Source organism: Brevundimonas sp. P2_A6 (assembly GCF_056404975.1).
In genome coordinates, this window is the sequence record NZ_JBFUCZ010000004.1 from 127,891 (window position 1) to 145,523 (window position 17,633).

The following is a 17,633-nucleotide window of genomic DNA, read 5'->3' on the forward strand; positions in this document are numbered from 1 at the left end:
CGCCCGCCGCCAAGCCGCGACTTGCCTGACGCGACGGCATCGTCGCATGAAGAGGACGAACGGAGCGGTGCACGGCTCCGAAAGAGGATTTGCCATGACCTATCGCGCCCCCGTCCGCGACCTGGCCTTCAGCCTGACCGCCGTCGCCGGCATCGACGACCTGGCCGCCACGGGGGCGTTCCCGGACTACGACGGCGATGTGCTGACGGCCATTCTGGAGGCTGCGGGGTCGTTCTCGGAGGAGGTGCTGGCCCCGTTGAACCGGCCGGGCGACCTGGCGGGCGCGAGATACGCCAACGGCGCGGTCACGGCGGCCCCCGGCTTCGCCGACGCCTATCGCCAGTTCGCGGCGGGCGGCTGGACCGGTCTGGCGGCGCCCGCCTCGGCGGGAGGCGCGGCCCTGCCCAAGGCGCTGGAGCTGGCGGCCTATGAGACCGTGCACGCCGCCAACATGGCCTTTGGCCTGTGCCCCATGCTGTCGCTTGCCGCCATCGAGGCGATCGAGGCGCACGGGACCGAGCACCAGAAGACCGCCTATCTGCCGCGCATGGTGTCGGGAGAATGGACGGGCGCCATGTGCCTGACGGAGCCTCAGGCCGGATCGGACCTGGGGGCGCTGACCTCGACCGCCACGCCCAATGGCGACGGGACCTACAGCCTGACGGGCCAGAAAATCTACATCACCTGGGGCGACCACGACGCGACGGACAACATCGTCCACATGGTGCTGGCCCGCCTGCCCGACGCGCCCGCCGGCCCCAAGGGGATCAGCCTGTTCCTGGCCAACAAATATCTGGTGAAGCCAGACGGCACGCTGGGCGACCGCAATGCCTTCCGCCCCGTCGGCATCGAGCACAAGCTGGGCATCCACGCCTCGCCCACCTGCGTCATGCAGTACGAGGGTGCGACGGCCGAGCTGGTCGGGGGGCCCAACGAGGGCCTGGCCCACATGTTCACCATGATGAACGCCGCGCGGGTCGGCGTCGGCATGGAGGGCGTCGGCATCGCCGAGCGGGCCTATCAGCACGCCCTGGCCTATGCGCTGGACCGCCGTCAGGGGCGATCCGTCTGGACCGGAGAGGCGGGCGCGCCGATCTTCGACCACCCCGATGTGCGCCGAACCCTGTCGGTCATGAAGGCGCGGATCGAGGCGGCACGGGCCATCTGCCTGTCCACCGGGGTCGCCGCCGACATGGCCCGCCACGCCGCGACGCCGGAACTGCGCGCCCACTGGAAGGGCCGCGAGGACCTGCTGACCCCGATCGCCAAGGCCTGGTCGACCGACGCGGGGGTCGATATCGCCTCGCAGGGCGTGCAAATCCACGGTGGAATGGGCTTCGTCGAGGAAACCGGCGCGGCCCAGTTCTATCGCGACGCCCGCATCGCCCCGATCTACGAAGGCACCAACGGCATCCAGGCCATGGACCTGGTGGGCAGGAAGCTCTCGCAGGACGGTGGGTCCTCGGCCAAGGCCGTCATCGCCGAAATGAAGGCGACGCTGAAGGACCTCGGCGGCCTGTATTCCGGCAAGCCCGTCGAGCGGTTCGCCACGGCGATCGAGGCGGTCGAGGACGCGACCCTGTGGATCCTGGACCGCAAGGCCGACCCGGCCGGGGCGGCCGACGTGCTGGCCGCCGCCGACGCCTATCTGAAGCTTATGGGCGACGTCATCGGCGGCTGGATGCTGGCCAAGGGCGCTCTGGCGGCCAGGGCGAAGCTGAACGCCAACGACGGCGACCCGGCCTGGCTGGGGGGCAAGATCGCGCTTTACGAAATCTATGCCGCCAACGTTCTGGGCCACGCCTCCAGCCGACTGGCGGCCGTCGGCCAGGGCGGCGACCTGCTGCAGCGCATGGGCCGTGAGGCGCTGGGAGTCTAACCCGTCAGCCGCTTAAGGAAGGCGGGCGGGCGATAGGTCGAGCGGTTGACCACCACGCCCGCGATACGCCCGCCCACGGACTCGATCTCGTCACGCAGGATGACGGGCTCGGCCGCGCCGGACACGTCGCCCGCGACGACCAGCACCGTCGCATCCACGAAAGGGGCCAGGGTGATCGAAAGGTCGCTGCGGTCGGCGGCGGGCGCGTCGATGACGACGGTGTCGGCGTGTTTTCGCATCACGTCCCAGTAACGGGGATCGTTGATCGGCTCGGCGCGCTGGCCTGAGCGCAGCACTTCTGCCCGGAAGCGCGTGACCCAGAGGCGGCCACCCAGGCAAGGGCGCGCCGTCATCAGACGGGCGGGCGAAACGGGCTTTCGGTCCCGCCCGATCACCGGCGGGCTGACGGCATAGAAGCTGGAGCCGTCGGGGGATGACGCGGTCGCTGCCCCCAGACGCCCGAACCGTTCCCACTCCGCCCCGACGGCCTCCTGTTGCCCCGGCTGGGCCAGGTCGGCGTCGATCAGCCAGACGGGCTTGCGCGCCCGGACCGCCGCCAGCCGGGCGAACTCGCGCGCGACGGTGGAGGCCCCCTCCCCCGTGTTGGCGCACACGAACTGGATGACCCGTCCGCGGTGGGCGGGGGCCGATCCCAGCGCGGCCCAGAGGCCCGCCATTTCGCTTGTGAGATCGACCATCGAATCGGTTACGCGGTGACTGTCGAGGGGGACGCTATCATGCCTTCATCGGCGCGACGGCCAGAACGGGCATATCCAGGGTCCGGCCCACGATGGCGGGCGTCGACAGGCCCCGGCGCATGAACACCCGCAGCAGACCGACGCAAAGCGCCGTGAACCCGGCGAACAAGAAGACCAGTGCCAGCAAGGGCAGTTTCAGGCTGGTGCCGCGCGTCGGGGCGGCGGCGCGCTCGATGACCCTGACATTGTCGGCTCCGGCGCGGACAAGGCCGGCGTCGGCGCGGCTCTGGGCCTCGCGCTGCTGAAAGTCGCGGATGTTGGCGGTCAGGACGTCGCGGTTCGAGGCCAGGGTGGCGTTTTCGGATTCCAGCCGGGTCAATCGGGCCTGACGGTCCAGGATCTCCGCCAGTTGGCGGTTCACCGAGGCAAGGCGCGCCGACAACGAATCCCGCTCTGCCTGGGTCGTGATGCGGGTCGTCTCCAGCTCGGTCCAGACCGGGTTGGGGCCCAGACGCACCTCCTTGGCCCCCACGGTGGTGCCGGACGCCACATAGGCCTGAAGGCCCGCGATGCGAGCCTCGATGTCCTGCACCGGCTGGCTGTCGGGCTGATAGCGAGCCAGCAGTTGCTCGCGCTCGGTGCGCAGCTGCAGAATCTGATCCTGGGCCGAGACGTTCAGGTCCTGCTGCAGGGTGACCTCTGCCGGCGTGTTGGCCTGCTGGGCCTGAAGGGTCTGCAACCGGCGCGCGGCCTGGTTCAGCTGGTTCTCGACCGACAGCTTCTCGGTCAGGGTCGACTGATAGACGGCGGCCAGGGCGACCTTGGACGCCGCGAAATCCCCGATGTCGTTGGAGGTCAGGAAGGTCTCGTAGGCCGTGTCCACATCGGCCAGCTCATCCTCGAACACCCTGCGCTGAGACTGGATGGCGGGGGTCGAGCGGTCCTGGAACACCTCGCGGCGATAGATCAGATACTGATCGACGATGGCGTTCAGAATGCGGGCGGATTTGTCGGCATTGTCGCTCTCGAAGCCCAGGCCGATGATCGAGCTTTGCGGGGTGGTGGAGATGGTCAGGCCGTCGTTGATGGCCTTGATCGCATCGCCTTCCTGCTTGGCCACGGGGTCGGTGGAAACCTTACCGGGCTTCTGGAAGAACCCCAGGCCCAGGGCGCGAACGGCACGCAGCTTCACCTCGCGGCTGCCGATGATGTTCGCTTCGGCCTGGGCGACCTCCCCGGGCGCGGGCGGCGTGGACTGGCGATCACCAAGGCCGACGCGCGGCTGATAGACATATTCCTGACCCGCCCCGACATAGAGGCTGGCCCCGGCGGTATAGGTCTTTTTCAATGTCAGGACGGCGGCGGCCCCGATGGCGAACACGACCAGAAAGATCACGATCATCAGCACCAGTTCGCGGAACAGCAGGCCGATGACGTCGAACACCCCGTAACGGGGGCGGGCCGAGACATAGGTCGTCGTGCTGGCCGTCGAACGCATGGAACAGGCGAATCCGTGGAATCGTGAACGAGTTCAACCTTTCAACGAGCGGCGTTAACCACTGATTACCCATGATCGCCGAAGGTCGGTTTCATGCTTGATCGGCGACAGATTCTTTCGACCCTGAGCGCGGCGCTGGTCGCCGCGTCGGTGGCGGGGTGTGCCAGCGGGCAGAGCGGTTCACCGCCCAACCGTGTGCAGACATCGGGCTTTCCCGACATCGCCTTCGCCGACTGGACCGACGCGGAGCCGGAGTATCTGCTGTATCCCGGGGACGAGATCGAGGTTGCGACGCCGACAGCGACCGAGTTGACCCGCACGGTCAAGGTCGGACCCGATGGACGGATCGCCCTGCCCCTGATCGGCCAGGCCATGGCGGCGGACCGGACGTTGGCCGAATTGGAATACGACCTGTCCAGCGCCTACGCCTCGCAGCTGGTTCGACCCGTGGTCGAGGTGACGCTGAAGACGGCGGGACCGGTCAAGGTCTGGGTGGCCGGCGAGGTTCGAACCCCCGGCGTCTATGACATGAACGGCGACATGGACGCCTATCAGGCGATCGTGCAGGCGGGCGACTTCCTGCCGGGCGCCAAGCCCGAACAGGTGGCGCTGATCCGGCGCGGGCCGGGCGGCATCCGGATGATGCGTGTGGTGGATCTGCGCCCGCGCCGCGGAGAGGTCGTGGCCCTGCGGCGTGGCGACATCCTGTTCGTGCCACGCTCGACGCTGGGCGAACTGGCCAACTTCTTCACCCAGGTGCGGGCGGCCCTGCCGATCGGCTTCAACTACTCGATCAACGGGCAGTATCAGAGCTTTTAGGAGGCCCGGAGCTTGAAACGCGACGACATTTTTGGTGCCGCAGCGGTTATCGCAGCGCTTGGATTAGCGGCTTGGGGTTTTGGCTCGACGCAGAGGACTTTGGTCGTCGGCGACGGTATCGTGTATCGGTTCAACGGCCTGACTGGCTTCGAAAGCCTCTGCACAGTCGATGCGCGATATGACACGCGCTTGGCTTGTGCCTACCCACAGACCCAACGCAGAGCCCAACGAGCATCAAGTGAAAAGCTGGCACGGGACGGAATGTCTGACGAACAGCGGGTGGCTTATGCCGAGTTGATGAGGCGAGGCCTCACCCCTCCGCGATAGCAATCGGCCAATTAGAACGGTTAACGCCTTCGCTTATGCCGCCAACTTGACCACGCCGGCGTCGATGTAGCGGCGGGCGGCGCGCTGGGCCTCGGCGATCTCGTCGCGCTCCATCTCTTCGGACATCTCGCGGCGATAGACGCGGGCTTCGATCGAACCCTTCATGGCCGCCAGGTTGAAGATCATGTGGGCCGAGACCCGGTCCATCGGGCAACCGCCCGACCCGGCCGAATACATCATGCCCAGCCGGAACAGGGCGTCGCCGTCCATGTCCACGGTCGGCAGAGGCAACGCTGCGGCCTCGATTTGCAGTTCCGGCGCGGTTTCTTGCGCGTTCATCACCGTATCCTTTGCGATGGCGGACGTCCGTTCTGGACCCGCCCTTCGAGACACGATCAAATACCCCCGGTTTGAAGTTAAAGTTAACAGCGCCGGATGCCGCAAAGTCTTTTCTGTAAAGGGAAAATGAATACTGCGCAGGTCATTCAGACCTGCGAAATACACTGTAAATCCCTGATTCAGACTCTCACCGTCCGCGCCGGCCTTTTTACGCTAACGCGCCTCTCGCGGAGACGCGCTGCTTGAGCGCTGTCCGAAAAGCACCTTGCGCGCCTCTTCGGCCGCCTTTCCCGAGGCGGCCAGATTGCTGCGCAGCTCGTCACCGACCGCGCGCCCCTTGACCACCGCCGGGCGTGAACCGACACGGGCCAGCCAGGCCTTCAGGTTCGGGAAGTCGTCAATGTTTTGACCCTGATGTTCCGGCAGAATCCAGGGCCAGGCCGCCATGTCAGCGATGGAATAGTCACCCGCAAGAAACTCGCGATCCACCAGCCGACGATCCATGACGCCATACAGCCGGTGAGTCTCGTCGGTGTAGCGGCGCACGCCATAGGCGATCTGGCGCTGGTCCTTGATGATCGCTGGCGCGTACTGGCGGAAGTGATGCGTCTGGCCCGCCATAGGCCCCAGACCGCCGACCTGCCAGAACAGCCACTGGTCGATCTCGGCACGGGTGCGGATATCGGTCGGATAGAACTGCCCCGACTTGTTGCCCAGGTACTGCAGGATCGCGCCACTTTCGAAGATCGACAGCGGCTGTCCGTCCGGTCCATCGGGATCGACGATGGCGGGCATGCGACCATTGGGGCTGATGGCCTGGAACTCCGGCGTGAACTGCTCGCCCGTGCCGATGTTCACGGCCTTGACCTCGTAGGGCAGGCTCATCTCCTCCAGCGCGATGGAGATCTTCCAGCCGTTGGGCGTGGGCCAATACCAGAGCTGGATCGGATCGGACATGTGAAGTCTCCGGAATGCAGGCGGGCGCAATCATTGCGCCCCCTGATCTGGGTCCCGGCATAGCTTTCGCAAGGCGTCGTTCCGTTCAGACGGCGTTCATGGTGAAAACGTGAACGTGTCGATGAGCCGCCGGGATCGGCGTGCGGGAAACCATGAGATGAAATCGACCCTTACGGCCTTTGCCGCCCTCGCCGTCCTGGCTCTGCCAACCATGACCCACGCCCAGGATGAGCCGAACGTCCTGTCGGCCGATGCACGGACTGAGCGATCCGGGCCGGACGCATTCGTCCGCGCGTCTGCCGACGTCCCCCAGGACCGAGGCGGTGGGCGCGGCGCGGGGCGCGATGGTCAGGGCCGTGGAAACTCTGAGCGCGGGAACCAGGATCGTGGGAGACAGGATCGTGGCGGCGGTGGCGGTGGCGGCGACCGGAGTGGATGGAGCGCCGGCGGTCAGGGAGGCGGCAGGCGCGGTGACAATGGTGGAGGAGGATGGAGCCAACCCGCTCCTCCCGTCGCGGCCCCGCCTGCGCCCGCGCAATCGACGCCACAGGACAACGGTGGCCGAAGCGGCTGGAACCGTGGCGATCGCGGCCAGAATGGTCAGGCCCAAGGCCAAGGCTCGTGGAGTGGCGGCCAGGACCGGGGTGACCGCGATCGCGGCGACCGGGATCGCAATGGCCAGGGCCGAGACCGCGGCAATGACGGGCGCTGGAACAGTGGCGGCAACAACGGCCAGGACCGGAACGGTGATCGCAACCGCGACCGCAACAACGGTGGCTGGACCGGCAACAGTGGTGGCCAGGACTGGAACAGAGATCGCAATGGCGGCGGCCGTAACTGGAGCAGCGATCGGAACGGTCGGCGCGACTATGGCGGCTTCAACAACCGCTGGAACCAGAATGACTGGCGGCGCGACTGGAACCGTGGCCGGTCCAGCGACTGGTGGCGCAACGATCGGTCGTTCAGGGGCTTCAGCGGCGTGCGGTTCGGCTTCTACTTCTCGCCCAACTACGGCTACTACTCGGTTCCCCGTAGCTATTACGGCCAGCGCTACTATGTCGGATCCTATCTGCCGTCGATCTTCTGGCGCTACCAGTTGAACGACTACCGGACCTATGGCCTGGGTTATCCGCCGCCGGGAACCCAGTGGGTCCTGGTCGATACAACGATCTATCTGATCGACAGCTTCGACGGCTACATCATCGACGCCATCTACGACGCCTGGCGCTGGTAGGTTGAGGAACACCCCGCGCCGTTTCGACGGCGCGGGAACGTCGTCAGCCACAATCGACGGATTTGATGATGCCGGTCGCCTGGTCGAAGCGGACGTTCAGGCGGTCTGGGCGATAGTCCTCGGTCGCCGCGCAGGTCGTGCAGACGATCCGCACATTGGCCCCGGCCGCGAAATCCACAGCCCCGACATGGCTGCCGATCAGGGAGCGTGCGCCGGCCGCATCACACTGTTTGGGGTCGTCCGGAGCGGGGGCCGTCGGTGTCGCCGCGCAGCCAACGAGAGCCGCGGTCGCGAAAAGGGTTGCGATCAGCCGCATCGAACCTGCTCCACGATACCGCTCTGTTCATTGTAGAAGATGTTCAGTCGGTAGGGCGAAAAGTCCATCGTCACCGGGCAGGTCGTGCAGACCACGCGGCGGCTGACGACCTCGACCGGCACTGGTATCTCTGTCTTGGATCGTCCCACCAGATACTGGAAGTCAGCGGCCTTGCAGAGATCCTCGGCCCCATCCGGCATGTGCGTTCCAACGGGCTGGTTTGCTTGCGCCTGTTCGACCACCCTGGGGGCCTCAGGGGCAGCTACAGGTGAAGACGAGCACGCCGCCAGCAGCAGCGTGCCGATCAAGCCGCCTTTTCCCAGCGCCCCGCGTCCGACTGTTTCCAGTAGGCCAGATTGGCTCCCTGCCCCTTCAGGGTCTTCCAGCGTTCCCGCGCGCCGTGCAGCGCCGTCTCGTCCCGGCCGTCGAAAATGATGAAGCATCGCTCGAACTCCTCGGTGACGGTCATGTCCGACCCATCGACAATGAACAGCGCCTGAGACGCATTGGGGTTCTCGGTTCCAGTGGTCAGCAGGATCGGCTGCCGCTCCGCATGCGGCTGATCCGACAGACCATGGGCGAGAAAACTGTCCTCGCGCCACGACCACAGTCGTTCGTCGATATCCGCAAGACGATTGGCATCGGCGACCCGCACACGCGCGCGCCAGCCCCGTTGCAGCGTCTTGTCCAGCAGTTCGGGCAGGACCTGATCCAGAGTGGATCGCTCCAGGTGGTAAAACCAGATCTCGCCCGAACCGTCGGCCAAGAATTCAGCCCTCGTAGGTGTCGGCCACCATGCGGTCCAGCAGCCGCACGCCCCAGCCCACCGGGCCGTCCGGCACGGTCGCCCGCGTCGATTTCGAAGCCCAGGCCACCGGCGCGATGTCGATGTGGGCCCACGGCACGCCGTTGGTGAAGCGCTGCAGGAACAGGGCGGCGGTGATCGAACCCCCGTCGCGACCGGCCGAGTTCTTCACGTCCGCGTTCACGCTGTCCATGATCTTATCGTATTGGGGCGGCATGGGCAGGCGCCAGACGTTCTCGTTGACCTTGGGCCCGGCGGCCAGGATGGCGTCGGCGAGATCGTCCGCGTTGGAAAAGACGCCGGCGTAGTCGAGGCCCAGAGCGATGATCATGGCCCCGGTCAGGGTCGCCAGATCGATCATGAACTTCGGCTTGAAGCGATCCTGCGTGTACCAGAGCGCGTCGGCGAGGACGAGGCGACCCTCGGCGTCGGTGTTGATGATCTCGACCGTCTGGCCGGACATGGATGTCAGGATATCGCCGGGACGCTGGGCGTTTCCGTCGGGCATATTCTCGACAAGACCCAGCACGCCGACGGCATTGACCCTGGCCTTGCGACCCGCCAGCGCATGCATCAGGCCGGCGACGGCAGCGGCCCCGCCCATGTCCCAGATCATGTCTTCCATATTGGCGGCGGGCTTGATGGAGATGCCGCCGGTGTCGAAACAGACGCCCTTGCCGACGAAGGCGATCGGCTGGTCGCCGGGGGTGCCGCCGTTCCACTGGATGACCGCCAGCTGGCTTTCGCGCACCGACCCCTGACCGACGCCCAGCAGGACGTGCATGCCCAGGGCTTCCATCTCCTTCTCGCCCAGAATCTCGACCTTCAGGCCCAGGCGTTCCAGCGCCTTCACGCGGCGGGCGAACTCTGCCGGATACAGGACGTTGGCCGGCTCTGCGACCAGATCGCGCGAGAAGTAGATCGCATCGGCCACTGCGCTCAGAGGCTCGAATGCGGCCTGAGCGGCTGCGACGTCTGAGGTGACGATGTTGACCGTCTTGATCGAGGGAATCTTGTCCGGCTTTTCCTTGGTCCGGTATTTGTCGAACCGGTAGGCGGCCAGCTTTACCGCGAAGGCGGCGCGGGCGGCCTGCTCTGCCGATAGGTGGGCCACATCGATTGTCAGCGTCTCGGCACCCGACAGCTTGACCGCATGATAGGCGGTTCCTGCCGCGGTCTCGATCGCCAGGTCGTCGAACTTGGCGGCATCGCCGGCCCCGACCAGGACCACCGTGTCGGCCTTGATGCCCTGCGGCGCGGCGACGATGAGGGAGCTGGAGCCGCCGCCGGTGAACCGGCTGTTGGACACGGCCCTGGCCAGGCTGCCCGATGCGGCGGCGTCGTGGTCGGTGCCCGATCCGGCGAAGGCCCGGCCATCGTGGACCAGGATGGCGAGAGCTTGCGAGACGCCGGCTTCGGCGACGAAGGCGATATTCATGAACTCGAGACTCCAGCCGGGATTCGCTCCCGGTCGTTGATACTGTGAAGGTGGTCGCGTCGACCATTGTCGGGGACGCAGCCGGATGTGTATTAGATGGACCGCTCCGCCCGCGCCCGCAACCGGGTGATTTCATCGCCCGCATGACCCTGATTCAGAAATATCTGTTCCGCCAGATCGCCCTGCCCGTGCTGGCAGCGTGCGCCTCGCTGGCCGGCATCGGGATATTGAGCCAGAGCCTGGATCAGCTGGAGGTCATCGTCGAACGTGGGCAGAGCGTCTGGGTGATGGCCAAGCTGACCCTGCTGGCGGTGCCGCAGCTGTTCAGCGTGATTCTGCCGATCGGCCTGTTCGTGGGGGGGCTGATCGCCCTGACGCGGCTGCAGCGCGAACAAGAGCTGACCGCCGCCTATGCCAGCGGCATGACGCGCTGGCAGATGATCGCGCCCGGAGCGCTGCTGGCCATCGGTGTCGCGGCGGTCATGTTGCTGACCAACGTCGTGGTCCAACCCTGGGCCCAGAGGACCGCACGCGAGCAGGCCTTCGCCATCCGGACAGACTTGGCCGCCCTGCTGGTCGAGGAGGGGCGGTTCGTCCAGGGGCCGAACGGCCTGACCGTCTATGTCCAGCAGATCGAGCAGAACGGGCTGTTGAAGAACCTTTTCATCTACATCCAGAACGGCGACGAGGTGACGACCTGGGATGCGGCCGAGGCTCGCTTCGGCCGGGTCGATGGGCAGCCGGTCCTGACCATGAAACAGGGCTCCTGGCAGCAGTACAGCTCTGCCGGCGTGCTGCAGCAGCTGGTTTTCGACGGCTATGTCTTCCCGCTGGGCCAGTATGTCACGGACGATCAGCACATCCGCTACAAGCCCGCAGATCTGTGGATGCGCCAGCTGTTCAACCCCACGGCCGAACTGGTTCGCGACACCGGATCGCGAGGTGAACTGCTGGCAGAGGCCAATTCACGTCTGTCGTCCCCGCTCTATGCCCTCACAGCCATGGCCATGGCCCTGACGGCGATTCTGGGCGGGGCCTTCAGCCGGACCGGATACAGCGCTCGCATCGCAAAGGCCTCGGCCTCCTTCCTGCTGGTGCGGGTCGTGGGTTATGCCGTCGTCGCCGCCAGTGCCTGGAACGGATGGCTCAACGTGTTGCAGTATCTGTTGCCGATCGCGGCGACGGCCGTCGCGCTCCGGCTTCTGTTCAGGGCGCTGAAGCCGCGCAAAGCCTCGCGCATGACGCTGGCTCGATTGAGGGTGCGACCGGCATGAGCGCGCTGGGAAACATCGGCGCGGCCCCGGCCCACGTCCTCAGCGCGCTGCGGCTGGGCCGGATCGAGCGCTACATCCTGCTCCAGCTGGGCAAGTCGCTGGCCGTGGCGCTGGGGGTGATCAGCGCCCTGGTCATGCTGATCGACTTCGTCGAGATTTCGCGCGGCCTGGGGTCCGACACAGATCTGTCGGGGGTGCGGATTCTGGGACTGATGTTGATCAAGTCGCCCGCCGTGATCGTGCAGCTTCTGCCGTTCGTCTTCCTGTTCGGCACTCTGGCGGCCTTCGTCGGACTGAACCGCCGAAGCGAACTGATCGCGATGCGCGCGGCGGGCGTATCGGCGTGGCGGTTCGTGCTGCCCGCTGCGGGCGCTGCGCTGGTCGCCGGGATCCTGACGGTGACTGTCATCGGTCCGCTCGCGGCGTCGGGCGACGGCATGTTCCAGCGCGAGCGGGCTCGCATTTCCGGCTCCGTAGGCGGTGGCAAACAGGAAGCGATCTGGCTGCGCGAGGGCGAAGGCCAGCGACAGATGGTCATCCGCGCGGCGCGCCAGGATCGGGCGCGGGCACAACTGCTGGACGTGACCTTTTTCATCTACGCGACGGACCCGGCCGGCCGCCGCGCCTTCACCGAGCGGATCGACGCCAGGTCCGCCAGCCTGAGCGCCGGGCGGTGGCGACTGGTCGATGCGGTGGGGGCACAGACGGGTCAGCGCGCGACGCGCTATTCGACACTGGACCTGCCCTCCAGCCTGGCCGACGACGAGGCGTTCGAGCGCTTCGCCCGGCCGCAATCGACCCCCTTCTGGTCGCTGCCCGGGCAGATCCAGCGGATCGAGGCGGCGGGATTCTCATCGACCGCCTATCGCCTGCGCCTGCAGCAGTTGCTGTCCACGCCCTTGGCCTTCGCGGCCATGACCATCCTGGCGGCGGCCTTCTCACTCAGGCTCATGCGGCTTGGCGACCTCGCGCGCATGGCTGTGGCGGCGGTGGTGCTGGGCTTCGCCTTCTTCTTCCTGAACCAGTTCTCGGCGGCCATGGGCTCGGCGGAGGTGGTGCCGCCTTTCATCGCCGCCTGGCTGCCCGCCATCCTGACGGCGCTCGCGGCCTTCACCTTGCTGTTCTATACCGAAGACGGCTAAGCGAGCCTCCAAGGCGGGGGCCTCAAGAGGACGTGGTTCGGATCGATGAAGGCTGAGCGCGGCCCCTTTTACCGTCACGGTCTGCGGACCCGGTTGCTGGCCGGATCGGTGCTGGCCGTCTGGGCGGTATCCAGCGCTGCGTGGGCCCAGACGCAAGCTCGACCGACGCCGGTCGCCGACGGCCTGACGACCGATGCCGTTTATCTGGAGGCCGATCAGGCGACTCGACAAGGCGATGTGATCACCGCCACCGGCGAACGGGACCGGGTGTATGCCCGCTTCCAGAGCCACTCGCTGCGCGGGCGCGCCGTCACCTATGACATCGGTCAGGGCATCGGAGTCGCCGACGGTGATGTCGAACTGATCGACCCGGACGGCAACGTCGTTCATGCCAGCCATCTGGAGCTCGATTCCGACCTGAAGGCCGGGGTCGCGGTCGACCTGGCCACCCGCCTGGCAAACGGCTCCAGCCTGATGGCGGCCACGGCCGTGCGGCGTTCCGAAAACGTCAACGAGCTGAACTACGCCCTGTTCACGCCCTGCCCCATCTGCGACGCGGAGGGGAACCCCAAGGAACCGAGCCTCTCGATTCAGGCCGAGAAGGTCGTCCAGGACGAGGCCCTGCGCGCGATCCTGTATCGCAATGCGGTCTTCAAGGTCGGTGGGGTGCCGATCTTCTGGACGCCGTTCTTCGCCCATCCGGACCCGACCGTGGACCGCGCCTCCGGGTTCCTGGTCCCCATCGTCAACTACGACCAGGGACGCGGCGTCTCGATCGAGACACCGTATCTTCAGGTGGTTTCCCCGTCCGAGGACTGGCTGATCAGCCCGCAGTTTAACACAGGCGTCGCCCCGTTCCTGAACCTGCAGTGGCGCAGGCGTTTTACGAACGGCACGATCGTGGCGCGGACCGGCTATACCTATGCCCGCAACTTCGGCGACTTCGATCTGGACAGCGACGGCAGCGCCGAGAGCAACGTCGATTTCGGCGACGAGACCAGCCGCAGCTATCTGCTCAGCTGGGGGCGATTCGATCCGACGGGTCCCTGGCGCTGGGGCTTCACGGCCGAGCGGACGTCGGACAAGACTTTGTTCGACCGCTACGACGTCATCGACCCCTATCAGGACAACGGCCTCTACTACGGCGACCAGCGTCGCCTGATCTCGCAGCTGTACGCCGAGCGCCAGACCGAGCGTTCGTATCTCTCGGTCGCCGCCTTCTCTTTCCAGAGCCTGCGGGTCGCGAAGTTCAACGACATCACGCCGGCGCTGAACGTGTTCGAGAACGATGGGTCGCTGCCGCTTGTCGCGCCCCTGATCGATGCGCGATGGGAGCCGGAGCGGCCGGTTCTGGGCGGGCGTCTGCGCCTGCGCGGATCGGCCGTGTCCCTTTATCGCGACGACTACATCGGCAGTCCGGTGCTGAGGCCCCAGGCCGTGCCGACGGGATCGACCCTGGGCCTGCCGGGCGTCGACAGCCGCAGGATCACGGGCCAGATCGACTGGCGCCGGTCGCTGACCTCGGCGGCGGGCATTCGCTATGAGCCCTTCGTCGACGGACGCGTCGATGTCTATTCCGTCGCCGACCTGCCCCCCATCCTGGGTCTGGCCGACGAGACCATTACCCGTGAACGCGCCACCATCGGCCTTGACGTCAGCTATCCGCTGATCCGCCGCCTGGGCGACGGGGCTGACCTGATCGTCGAGCCGCTGGCCCAGATTTCACTGTCAAATCGGCCTGACGTGGACGCCCGCATCCCCGTCGAGGATTCGGAGACGTTGGAGCTTGATGAGTCCTCGCTGTTCCGGATCGACAGATTTCCCGGCTACGACCTGCTGGAGGGTGGGTTTCGATTCACGGCCGGGGTGCGCTCGACCCTGCGCTGGGACAACAACCGCAGCGCCAGCCTGTTCGTCGGTCGCAGCATGCGCGATGAGGACCAGACCGCTTTCGGCATCCCGATCCCCGACGCGCCGACCAAACTCTACGACCCCACGGGCGTCGGAGCCCAGACGTCGGACTGGGTGGTGCAAGGCTCGTTCAAACCGTCGGACCAGATTCGCGGCTGGGGCCATGCGACGGTGGATGGATCGGGCAACATCCGTCGGGCGGAGGCTACGGTCGACGGCCGTTGGGGCCGACGCAACCTGGCCACGCTGAGCTACATCGTCGATCGGTCCAATCCCCTCACCGGACCGAATAACCGGAACTACGAATTCGTCCAGTTGGCGGGCCAGCAATTCATCTATGGCAACTGGGGCGTCACGGTCGCGGGCATCGCCGACCTGGAGCGCAATCTGATTACCCGCTCCGAAGTCGGAGTGCTGTTCGACGACGACTGTTTCCGGGTCGAGGTCGGCTATCGCCGCGACAACACCCGCGTTCGACCGACCGGCCCGTCCGATGGCGTCTACGTTCGTCTAAACCTCGCCACTTTTGGAGGGTCAGGCTATGGATCAAACGGCTTGCGTTAGGCATGACGCGTGAACGCGTGTGCCTGGCCCGTTTTTGGATACGGCGCGCGGGTTCGAGGGAATCAGGACTGACCATGGGTTTGATGCGTATTTCGACCGCCGTCGCGATGGCGGGGCTGGTCGCCGGTTCCGCCGTGGCCCAGACGGCTCCACGTCCGGCGCAGGCCCCGGGCGCTGCGGCCGGCACTCTGAATCCGGCCGCCGGCCAGCAGCCAATCACCGCCGCCCAACCCCCGCAGCCCGAGTTCAAGATGGCCGACGGCATCGTCGCGACCGTCAACGATCAGGTGATCACCGGCTTCGACCTGCGTCAGCGCATGTTGACCACCATCGCCATGAGCCAGGTCCAACCGACCGAGGAGAACATCCCGGCGATCCAGCAACAGGCGCTCCAGGGCCTGATCGAGGAGCGCCTGCAGGCCGCCGAGATCGCCAAGTTCGACACACTGATCATCACCGACGCCGAGGTGGATCAGGAAATCGCGCGCATGGCCGAGGAAGCCGGCGCGACGCCCGAGGCCTATCTGGAGTTCCTGACCACCGGGGGCATCCGGCCGGAAAACCTGCGCGAACAACTGCGCACCGAGATCGGCTGGCGCGAGCTGGTCGGCGGCCGTTTCAACAGCCGGTCCCGCGTCAGCCGTGCCCAGGTTCAGCAGGCCTTGCGCCAGGTCACCGAAGCCGCATCCAAGCCCCAGTATCTGGTCGGCGAAATCTACATCGAGGCCGCCCGCGTCGGCGGCCAGCAGCAAGCCATCAACGGAGCCGAGCAGCTGGTCCAGCAGATGGTCCAGGGCGCGCCGTTCCAGGCCGTGGCGCGCCAGTTCTCGGCCGCCCCCTCGGCCGCGCGTGGGGGTGACGCCGGCTGGATCGTGCAAGGCACCGTGCAGCCCGAGCTACAGGCGGCGCTGGAAGCGCTGCAGGTCGGTCAGCTGTCGCGACCCATCCCTGTCTCCGGCGGCGTCTACATCATTTACATGCGCGACAAGCGCTCCGGGGCCGCGACCAATCTGGTGTCGCTGAAACAGGCCATGATCGAACTGCCCGAAACGGCACCACCCGCCGACGTGGCCGCCGCCACCACCCGGCTGCAGGCCCTGCGCGGCAGCCTCACGTGCGACAACATTCTGCAGCGCACGTCGTCCGAGGCCGGGCTTCTGGGGTCCGACCTGGGCGAGGCCGACGTGGCGAACCTCGCGCCCCAGTTCCAGCAGGTCGCCCGGTCGGCCGAGGTCGGTAGCGTCAGCGACGTGGTCCGCACACCGCTGGGCGTCCATCTGCTCGCCGTCTGCGGACGCCGCGCAGGCGGTGCCGACGTGCCCACCGCGCGCGAGGTCGAGGGCCGCCTGCAGAACCAGAATCTGGCCATGCTGTCCCGCCGCTATCTGCGCGACCTCCGCGCTGACGCCCTGATCGAACTGAAGTAGGCCCATGGCATCGGCCCCTCTCGTCCTGAGCCTGGGCGAGCCTGCCGGAATCGGGTCCGAGATCGTGGCCAAGGCTTGGCAAGCCCTGTCCGGCGAGGCCGCCTTCGCGGTCGTCGGCGACATGGCCTTGCTGGCCCGTCATGGTGTTCCCGTGGCCGAGGTCGGAGCGCCGTCCGAAGCCACCTCGGTCTTCGCGCGCGCCCTTCCGGTCCTGAACCATCCGGCACCGGCCCCTGTGGAACCGGGCCGACCCGACGCCCGAAACGCCTCGGTCGTCGCCGACTGGATCGAACGGGCTGTCGGGCTGGCCCTGTCGGGCGAGGCATCCGGTGTCGTCACCGCCCCGATCGCCAAGGCCCCGTTGTACGCGGCCGGGTTTCGCTTTCCCGGGCACACCGAATTCATCGCTGAACTGACCGCCGACGCGCCCTTCGCCGGGACTCGCGGGCCGGTGATGATGCTGACGGCCAGGGATCTGCGCGCCTGTCTGGTCACCATCCATGTCGCCCTGGACCAGGTGCCCGAACTGGTCACCGCCGAACGCGTCTGCCGCACAGCGCGGGTGGTACACGAGGCCATGAAGCGCGATTTCGGCATCGCCTCTCCTCGGCTGGCCCTGGCCGCCCTGAACCCCCACGCCGGTGAAGGCGGGGCGCTGGGCCTGCAGGAGATCGAGGTTCTGCGACCGGCCGCCGAAGCCTTGCGCGCCGAGGGCATCGCCATCACCGACCCCCTGCCCGCCGACACGATGTTCCACGACGGCGCGCGCGCCACCTATGATGCCGCCATCTGCCTGTATCACGATCAGGCCCTGATACCGGTCAAGACACTGGACTTTTGGGGTGGTGTGAACGCCACCCTGGGCCTGCCGATCGTGCGCACGTCGCCCGACCACGGCACGGGTTTCGAGATCGCCGGCAAGGGTGTGGCGCGGGCCGACAGTCTGATCGCGGCGATCCGTCTGGCCTCCACCATGGCGGAGGCGCGCGCGGCGGGCTAAGCGGA

General features: G+C 66.8%; 16 protein-coding genes. 8 read left to right on the forward strand and 8 right to left on the reverse strand.

Features of this window, described 5'->3' with window-relative positions:
• The first annotated feature begins 94 nt into the window (after positions 1-94).
• Positions 95-1,879: an acyl-CoA dehydrogenase gene (locus AC1DW4_RS11585; RefSeq protein ID WP_477017417.1), complete on the forward strand. Its 1,785-nt coding sequence runs from the start codon at positions 95-97 to the stop codon at positions 1,877-1,879.
• On the opposite strand, the gene AC1DW4_RS11590 is transcribed toward AC1DW4_RS11585, so the two are convergent.
• Both AC1DW4_RS11590 and AC1DW4_RS11595 read right to left on the reverse strand, forming a co-directional pair.
• Positions 1,876-2,577, reverse strand: coding sequence for a P-loop NTPase family protein (locus AC1DW4_RS11590; RefSeq protein WP_477017418.1), 702 nt, complete (start codon positions 2,575-2,577; stop codon positions 1,876-1,878). The two genes, AC1DW4_RS11585 and AC1DW4_RS11590, sit on opposite strands and share 4 nt — an antisense overlap.
• A gap of 37 nt (positions 2,578-2,614) precedes the next feature.
• Positions 2,615-4,075, reverse strand: a complete 1,461-nt coding sequence (locus AC1DW4_RS11595) for a GumC family protein (protein ID WP_477017419.1) — start codon at positions 4,073-4,075, stop codon at positions 2,615-2,617.
• Positions 4,076-4,168: 93 nt separating this feature from the next.
• On the opposite strand from AC1DW4_RS11595, the gene AC1DW4_RS11600 reads away from it, so the two are divergent.
• Positions 4,169-4,894: a polysaccharide biosynthesis/export family protein gene (locus AC1DW4_RS11600; RefSeq protein WP_477017420.1), complete on the forward strand. Its 726-nt coding sequence runs from the start codon at positions 4,169-4,171 to the stop codon at positions 4,892-4,894.
• A 360-nt stretch (positions 4,895-5,254) separates the two neighbouring features.
• Here AC1DW4_RS11600 and AC1DW4_RS11605 read toward each other — a convergent pair whose 3' ends face one another.
• Both AC1DW4_RS11605 and AC1DW4_RS11610 read right to left on the reverse strand, forming a co-directional pair.
• Positions 5,255-5,560, reverse strand: coding sequence for a sel1 repeat family protein (locus AC1DW4_RS11605; protein WP_477017421.1), 306 nt, complete (start codon positions 5,558-5,560; stop codon positions 5,255-5,257).
• A 213-nt stretch (positions 5,561-5,773) separates the two neighbouring features.
• Complete coding sequence (locus AC1DW4_RS11610; protein ID WP_477017422.1) at positions 5,774-6,517, reverse strand: glutathione S-transferase family protein; 744 nt, start codon at positions 6,515-6,517, stop codon at positions 5,774-5,776.
• Positions 6,518-6,674: 157 nt separating this feature from the next.
• Here AC1DW4_RS11610 and AC1DW4_RS11615 point away from each other — a divergent pair, with 157 nt between their 5' ends.
• The gene (locus tag AC1DW4_RS11615; RefSeq protein WP_477017423.1) at positions 6,675-7,751 is read left to right on the forward strand and encodes an RcnB family protein; all 1,077 of its coding nucleotides are present in this window, start codon (positions 6,675-6,677) and stop codon (positions 7,749-7,751) included.
• 43 nt (positions 7,752-7,794) lie between these two features.
• Here AC1DW4_RS11615 and AC1DW4_RS11620 read toward each other — a convergent pair whose 3' ends face one another.
• The 4 genes from AC1DW4_RS11620 to AC1DW4_RS11635 are packed head-to-tail and all read right to left on the reverse strand — an operon-like array spanning position 7,795 to position 10,310.
• Positions 7,795-8,067 carry a peptidase inhibitor I78 gene (locus tag AC1DW4_RS11620; protein WP_477017424.1) on the reverse strand — a complete coding sequence of 91 codons (273 nt, stop codon included), beginning with the start codon at positions 8,065-8,067 and terminating at the stop codon, positions 7,795-7,797.
• On the reverse strand, positions 8,058-8,375 hold the full coding sequence (locus tag AC1DW4_RS11625; RefSeq protein ID WP_477017425.1) for an I78 family peptidase inhibitor: 318 nt from the start codon (positions 8,373-8,375) through the stop codon (positions 8,058-8,060). Before AC1DW4_RS11625 ends, AC1DW4_RS11620 begins: the two co-directional genes overlap by 10 nt.
• Positions 8,372-8,833 (reverse strand): DNA polymerase III subunit chi, encoded by a 462-nt coding sequence (locus AC1DW4_RS11630; protein WP_477017426.1) that lies wholly within the window; start codon positions 8,831-8,833, stop codon positions 8,372-8,374. Before AC1DW4_RS11630 ends, AC1DW4_RS11625 begins: the two co-directional genes overlap by 4 nt.
• Before the next feature lie 4 nt (positions 8,834-8,837).
• A complete protein-coding gene (locus tag AC1DW4_RS11635; protein WP_477017427.1) occupies positions 8,838-10,310 on the reverse strand; it encodes a leucyl aminopeptidase in 1,473 nt (490 codons plus the stop codon).
• A 143-nt stretch (positions 10,311-10,453) separates the two neighbouring features.
• Between AC1DW4_RS11635 and AC1DW4_RS11640 the strand changes: the two genes are divergently transcribed.
• From AC1DW4_RS11640 to pdxA, 5 genes are all read left to right on the forward strand, one after another.
• A complete protein-coding gene (locus AC1DW4_RS11640) occupies positions 10,454-11,584 on the forward strand; it encodes an LptF/LptG family permease (RefSeq protein WP_477017428.1) in 1,131 nt (376 codons plus the stop codon).
• Positions 11,581-12,726 (forward strand): LPS export ABC transporter permease LptG, encoded by a 1,146-nt coding sequence (lptG, locus tag AC1DW4_RS11645; RefSeq protein ID WP_477017429.1) that lies wholly within the window; start codon positions 11,581-11,583, stop codon positions 12,724-12,726. Before AC1DW4_RS11640 ends, lptG begins: the two co-directional genes overlap by 4 nt.
• Before the next feature lie 45 nt (positions 12,727-12,771).
• A complete protein-coding gene (locus AC1DW4_RS11650) occupies positions 12,772-15,201 on the forward strand; it encodes an LPS-assembly protein LptD (protein WP_477017430.1) in 2,430 nt (809 codons plus the stop codon).
• 83 nt (positions 15,202-15,284) lie between these two features.
• Entirely contained in the window at positions 15,285-16,628 is a 1,344-nt protein-coding gene (locus tag AC1DW4_RS11655) for a peptidylprolyl isomerase (RefSeq protein WP_477017431.1), read from the forward strand.
• Positions 16,629-16,632: 4 nt separating this feature from the next.
• Positions 16,633-17,628, forward strand: coding sequence for a 4-hydroxythreonine-4-phosphate dehydrogenase PdxA (gene pdxA, locus AC1DW4_RS11660; RefSeq protein ID WP_477017432.1), 996 nt, complete (start codon positions 16,633-16,635; stop codon positions 17,626-17,628).
• Positions 17,629-17,633 lie beyond the last annotated feature (5 nt).